The organism is uncultured Planktosalinus sp. (assembly GCF_963973675.1).
Classification (GTDB): domain Bacteria; phylum Bacteroidota; class Bacteroidia; order Flavobacteriales; family Flavobacteriaceae; genus Planktosalinus.
Genome location: NZ_CAXBAN010000150.1, coordinates 1 through 6,100, shown reverse-complemented (window position 1 = coordinate 6,100; position 6,100 = coordinate 1). Strand labels below are relative to the sequence as shown.

7 protein-coding genes and 1 pseudogene are annotated in these 6,100 nt (G+C 36.2%); 3 read left to right on the top strand and 5 right to left on the bottom strand.

Going from position 1 to position 6,100, the window contains the following annotated elements:
- Window positions 1-227 (top strand): annotated as a pseudogene (locus tag AACY61_RS07370) (DNA polymerase IV); the annotation flags it as partial.
- Here AACY61_RS07370 and pyk read toward each other — a convergent pair.
- The 5 genes from pyk to AACY61_RS07345 form a co-directional block, all read right to left on the bottom strand.
- Window positions 228-1,655 (bottom strand): pyruvate kinase, encoded by a 1,428-nt coding sequence (gene pyk, locus AACY61_RS07365; protein ID WP_339610931.1) that lies wholly within the window; start codon window positions 1,653-1,655, stop codon window positions 228-230. It abuts the pseudogene before it with no gap.
- On the bottom strand, window positions 1,655-2,134 hold the full coding sequence (locus AACY61_RS07360; protein WP_339610930.1) for an IPExxxVDY family protein: 480 nt from the start codon (window positions 2,132-2,134) through the stop codon (window positions 1,655-1,657). The genes pyk and AACY61_RS07360 overlap by 1 nt, the downstream gene beginning before the upstream one ends.
- Before the next feature lie 73 nt (window positions 2,135-2,207).
- Window positions 2,208-2,960 carry a ribonuclease III gene (rnc, locus tag AACY61_RS07355; protein WP_339610929.1) on the bottom strand — a complete coding sequence of 251 codons (753 nt, stop codon included), beginning with the start codon at window positions 2,958-2,960 and terminating at the stop codon, window positions 2,208-2,210.
- Window positions 2,961-2,968: 8 nt separating this feature from the next.
- Window positions 2,969-4,222 (bottom strand): beta-ketoacyl-ACP synthase II, encoded by a 1,254-nt coding sequence (gene fabF / locus AACY61_RS07350; protein ID WP_339610928.1) that lies wholly within the window; start codon window positions 4,220-4,222, stop codon window positions 2,969-2,971.
- Between the two features lie 13 nt (window positions 4,223-4,235).
- Window positions 4,236-4,469 carry an acyl carrier protein gene (locus AACY61_RS07345; RefSeq protein WP_188438527.1) on the bottom strand — a complete coding sequence of 78 codons (234 nt, stop codon included), beginning with the start codon at window positions 4,467-4,469 and terminating at the stop codon, window positions 4,236-4,238.
- Window positions 4,470-4,644: 175 nt separating this feature from the next.
- On the opposite strand from AACY61_RS07345, the gene purN reads away from it, so the two are divergent.
- Together purN and AACY61_RS07335 are read left to right on the top strand one after the other, a co-directional pair.
- Window positions 4,645-5,226, top strand: coding sequence for a phosphoribosylglycinamide formyltransferase (gene purN, locus AACY61_RS07340; protein ID WP_339610927.1), 582 nt, complete (start codon window positions 4,645-4,647; stop codon window positions 5,224-5,226).
- Window positions 5,227-5,253: 27 nt separating this feature from the next.
- On the top strand, window positions 5,254-5,889 hold the full coding sequence (locus tag AACY61_RS07335; RefSeq protein WP_339610926.1) for a ribonuclease H family protein: 636 nt from the start codon (window positions 5,254-5,256) through the stop codon (window positions 5,887-5,889).
- The last annotated feature ends 211 nt before the right edge of the window (window positions 5,890-6,100 follow it).

Genomic DNA, 6,100 nt, shown 5'->3' with positions numbered 1-6,100 from the left:
TAAAAATTAAATACAGTGATTTTACATTACAAACCCGCAGTAAGACATTGCCTTATTTTATTTCAGACAAGGCATTGATTTTGGAAACTGTCAAGGAGTTGCTTTTTCAGGAAAAAGTTTCTAATTCTGTGCGATTGCTTGGCATATCGCTTTCCAATCTCAATACCGAAACAAAGCAAAAACCGCTTGAAAAAGCGGTTTCTGTACAGTTGGAGTTTGATTTTTAATTAAACCTGAGAAACCCGCAAGGTGTTCACCATTCCTTTATCTTTAATAGGCATGGCAGCAAGGTTGATTAAGAAATCCCCCTTTTCCACAAAGTTTTTTTCAAGTGCAATTTTATTAACATCGTCAACGGTGGTGTCTGTGCTAACAAATTTATCATAATGAAAAGCCCTCACACCCCAAAGCAGATTCATTCGGGTAATGATGTTTTTGTTTGAGCTGAACACTAAAATATGTGCATGTGGCCTCCAAGCAGATATTTGAAAAGCGGTATATCCGCTGTTGGTAAGTGTACAGATTGCTTTTGCTTCTATTTCATTTGCCATCAAAGCGGCATGATAACATACCGATTTAGTAACATATCTAATGGTTTTTATTTGTGGTGGTTCTTGAGGAACATGAATGAGGGAAGAGTTTTCAACTGTTTTAAGGATTTTTGCCATTGTCTCAACAACCTGAACCGGAAAATTCCCTATCGAAGTTTCACCTGATAACATCACTGCATCAGCACCGTCCATAACAGAGTTTGCTACATCATTAACTTCGGCTCGAGTGGGTGTCAAAGAGGTAATCATGGTTTCCATCATTTGTGTGGCAATGATAACAGGAATGCGTGCGTTTTTGGCAACAAGCACCAATTCTTTTTGAATTAACGGAACTTCATTTGCCGGAATCTCAACACCCAAATCTCCTCTGGCAACCATTAATCCATCACAGTGAGCGATAATTCGCTTTATGTTTTTAACTGCTTCCGGTTTTTCTATTTTGGCTATGATGGGAATTTTATGAGATGCGTGTTCTTTAATTAGACTTTTGAGTATTTGAAGGTCTTCTGCATCTCTTACAAACGACAATGCAATCCAATCAACTTCTTGCTTGATGGCAAATATCGCGTCTTCAATATCTTTTTCAGTCATTGCCGGAAGAGAAATTTTTGTGTTGGGTAGGTTTACACCTTTTTTGGATCGTAAAGGCCCACCTTGAATTACTTTAGCTTTAACCTCATCCTTCTTGTTAGTTGAAATTACCTGGAAATGCAGTTTACCATCATCTAAAAGTATCATCTCCCCTACCTTTACGTCTTTAGGAAAAGTGTCATAGTTCATATAGACACTTTTGGAATTTCCTTCAAATTCTTCTCCCGTACAAAAAAGAATTTCATCACCTGGTTTCACAATCACTTCTTCCTTCATGATACCTACTCTTAGCTTAGGACCTTGTAAATCAGCCAAAATTGCAGGCGTGAAGTTTAGGGTTTCCCCAATTTCTCTAATGGTTTGTATTCGCTCTAAAACATTGGTGTAGTTTGCATGTGAAAAATTGATTCTAAAAACGTCCACGCCTGCAAGAATCATCTCTCTGATAGTTTCTTTACTCTGAGTGGCCGGGCCAAGTGTGGCTACTATTTTTGTTTTTTTTCTTTGCGGCATTAGTCAAAATTTAAGTTTTGTTTTGATTTCAGTTTGTTTTGGTCTATTTCATAAAAAGCACTAACCTTGGGGATCTCAGCAAGTTTTGCTTGTACTAATTGTACATTATTTTGAATATTTTCATCAACAATTTTTAACAGAAAGTCTGCCTGATTGTATTCAGGCACTAAATAATGGGTTTTAACGACTGTGTCAGAAGCAAATAAGCTTCCGGCACTTGTTACTTTTTCTGAATGTGATTTACATTTATTCTCAGTAAGAAAGTAAATAGTTTCACTTTTTGTGTCAACATATTCATAAATTGGAAAAGAGATGTGTGCATCATGTTTAATAAAATCAATATCTCTGGTTTTTCTTTTCAAACTAATTTTTAAATGTTTATTGATTAAAAAGGTCAAGGTATGAGCTTCAATGTTGGTATGAATTGCAATGAGCAAATATTCTTCTTCCAAGGTAAAATTAAGATTGTGGCGTTGCATATTCCAGTAGTTTGAAGAATACAAAGATACGCGTTCAAAGTTTTATGTTGTGGAATTTAAAGTAAACTTTACATTAATTGGAAGTGGAGTCTTCTTTTTCAATTTTATTTTGAAGTTTATAATAGGCTCTTTTTGAAGCACGTTCCTCAGCTTTTTTCTTAGATGTTGCTCTTGCTTTTGCTACAACTTTACCTTCAATTTTCAGCTTTACCGCAAAATGTTTTACGGTATCGTTTCCGGTATCATCATAAACTAAATAGTCAAATTTCTTTTTGTGCTTTTGACACCATTCTATCAAATTGCTTTTGTAACTTATTATTTTTCCTTCTAGTTTTTCAATATCTACATAGGGCTTAATGACTCTTTTTTGAATAAATTTTTCACAGCTTTTAAATCCTTTGTCCAAATATATTGCTCCAACAAGGGCTTCAAAAATATTTCCATGAATGTTTTGACCAAAACTTTCAATAGGAATTGAAGTCCTAACAAATCTAATTAAATCAAGGTCTCTTCCCAACTCATTGAGGTGTTCACGACTTACTACTTTTGACCTCATCTTAGTAAGGTAACCTTCGTTTCCTGATGGTACTTTTTTAAAAAGGTGAGCTGCTATGACTGCGCCCAGCATAGCATCACCTAAAAACTCAAGGCGTTCATAATTTAAAATGTTGCCCTTACTGTCTTTTATATTTGTGGACCGATGCGTGACCGCCATTTCATACAATGAAATGGTTCCAGGTTTGAACCCAATGATATTTTTTATTTCACGAAAAAAATTCCCGTCCTTGTCGGAACGGGAATTGAATATGTTTCGAATTGAACTCATTAATTAAATTACTGTTCAATCTTTCTAAAAAGAATACAGGCATTATGACCTCCAAAGCCAAACGTGTTGCTCATTGCAACATTAACTTCTCTTTCCTGTGCCTTATTTAAGGTTAGGTTTAATGAAGGGTCAATATTTTCATCAACAGTTGTATGGTTTATTGTTGGAGGAACCAAACTGTGTTCCATAGCAAGAATTGATGCTATCGCTTCAATTGCTCCAGCAGCTCCCAACAAATGGCCTGTCATAGATTTAGTAGAATTAATGTTGATCTTATTGGCATGTGCTCCAAAAATTTTTGAAATTGCTTTTAATTCCGCTACATCTCCAAGGGGAGTTGATGTTCCATGAGTATTGATTGCATCCACCTCGTCTGCAGAAATTCCGGCATCGTTTAAGCAATTGAGCATAACTCGTTCAACACCAATTCCGTCAGGATGTGGGGCTGTAACGTGGTAGGCATCGCTTGACATTCCTCCTCCGAGGACTTCAGCATAAATTTTTGCTCCCCTGGCTTTTGCATGCTCATATTCTTCTAATATAAGCGCTCCAGAGCCTTCACCTAAAACAAAACCATCACGTGTAGCATCAAAAGGTCTTGAGGCTGTTTGCGGGGTATCATTTAAGGTTGAAAGTGCATGCATGGCGTTAAATCCACCCATACCTGCTTTTGTAACTGCCGCTTCAGAGCCACCGGTGACAATCACATCACAGTGCCCTAAACGGATATAGTTTAAGGCATCAATCATTGCGTTTGCTGAGGAGGCACAAGCAGAAACCGTAGTGTAATTTGGCCCCATAAACCCATGTTTAATGGAAATATGACCTGGGGCAATATCAGCTATCATTTTGGGAATAAAAAAAGGGTTAAACCTTGGCGTGCCATCGCCCGCAGCAAAGTTTAACACCTCGTCCTGAAAGGTTTCTAAACCTCCAATTCCTGCTCCCCATATAACACCTACGCGAAACTTATCAACATTGTCCAAGTTCAAATTTGCATCTTTAATCGCCTCATCAGAGGCTACTAAAGCATATTGGGCAAATCGATCCAGTTTTCTGGCCTCTTTTCTGTCAAAGAAATCTGTAGCTACAAAGTTTTTAAGTTCGCAAGCGAATTTTGTTTTGAACTTTTCGGTATCAAAATAGGTAATGGGCGCTGAGCCACTTCTCCCATGCTTCAATCCGTCCCAATATTCAGAAATATTGTTTCCAATTGGAGTAAGAGCACCTAATCCGGTAACAACAACTCGCTTTAGTTTCATTATGGAGTATCTCTTATTTTGCGTTTTCTATATAGGAAATTGCTTGACCTACAGTTGAAATGTTTTCGGCTTGATCGTCTGGTATTTGAATATCAAATTCTTTCTCAAATTCCATGATTAACTCAACTGTGTCTAATGAGTCTGCCCCTAAATCGTTTGTGAAGCTTGCTTCAGTTACAACTTCGTTCTCGTCTACACCTAATTTGTCTACGATAATCGCTTTTACTCTTGATGCAATGTCTGACATAATTTTTTGTTTTTTAATTTTTAATAAGTCGCAAAAATAAAATATTTTAATTTAAAACAACACGATAGTTGCAAAATGTGGCTCTAATTTAGTAATTTTTAAAATAACTCTGCCTTATTTCTTTTACTTTTGTAACATAAAAAGACATGAACAGCCGTAAACCAATTGTTTAACCATGAAGCACCAAATTGCAGTTTTTGCATCAGGAAATGGTAGTAACGCTGAAAACCTTATTGCTTATTTCAAGAAAAATAACTTTGCACAAGTAGGTCTAGTTCTTACAAACAATCCAAATGCAGGTGTGATTGCACGGGCAAATCGTCTCAAAACTCCTGTTTGTGTGTTTTCCAAAAAAGACTTTCAAGATTCAAACAAAATTTTAGAAGTTTTGAATGAATACCAAATAGACTGGATTGTATTGGCCGGATTTCTCTTACTGTTTCCTGAGAACATTCTAAAACGTTACCCAAACAAAATTATCAACATTCATCCTGCACTCTTACCTAAATATGGCGGCAAAGGGATGTATGGAATGCACGTGCACAAAGCTGTTATTGAAAACAATGAAACTGAAACAGGAATCACCATACATTTTGTCAATGAAAAATACGACGATGGAAAAGTGATTTTTCAAGCAAAAACAGTAGTTGAAAGTAATGACACTCCTGAAGATATTGCAAAAAAGATTCACAAATTAGAATACAAGTGGCTTCCAAAAGTGATTGAAAAACAAATTAAAAAAGGAGAGACTCTTTAAACAGAGTTTGCTTTCGCGGAAAAAGAAATGGCAAAAAAACAAAAACACTATGTGGTTTGGTTTGGAAACCCAGCAGGCATTTACAACTCATGGGAAGAATGTAAAAAAGCAATTGCCGGAATTACCGGAGCTCAATATAAATCCTTTACCACACTATCTGAAGCCAAAAAAGCATTTGAAGGCGAATACAAGGACTATGTAGGAAAAGGTTTAAACAAAAAAACAATTTCTAAAGCTGAAAAAGAAAAATTTGGCGAACCCAATTTATACTCAATTGCTGTAGATGCCGCCTCTAGTGGAAATCCCGGAATTATGGAATACCGCGGTGTTGATACACAAACACACAAACAACTCTTTCATCAAGGACCTTTCAAGCAAGGTACTAATAATATAGGAGAGTTTTTAGCTTTGGTTCACGGCCTAGCCTATCTTAAAAAAATCAACAGTGACCGCATCATTTATACAGATTCAAAAATTGCCATGGGCTGGGTAAAAGCTAAAAAATGTCGTACTAAGCTCCTGCAAACCTCAAAAAACAAAACCCTTTTTGAGCTTGTTACCCGTGCAGAACAGTGGCTTAAGACCAACACTTACAATACCAAAATTGTAAAATGGGAAACCAAGGCTTGGGGTGAAATTCCTGCGGATTTTGGCAGGAAGTAATTTTTGTTATATTTAACTTGATACTTGACACTTAAGTTATGAATCGCATTCTTCTTTTTAACTCACTAATTTTTTTATTTTCAAGCTGTGCTAAAACAGATGATTGCGATTCTCTTTTTAAATACTCCCCTGCTGAATATTCTCTTTATTTAGAATTAAAAAATGGAGATGTCTTTTTTGAAAATAAAGAAGTTTTCATTTCCAATCAACA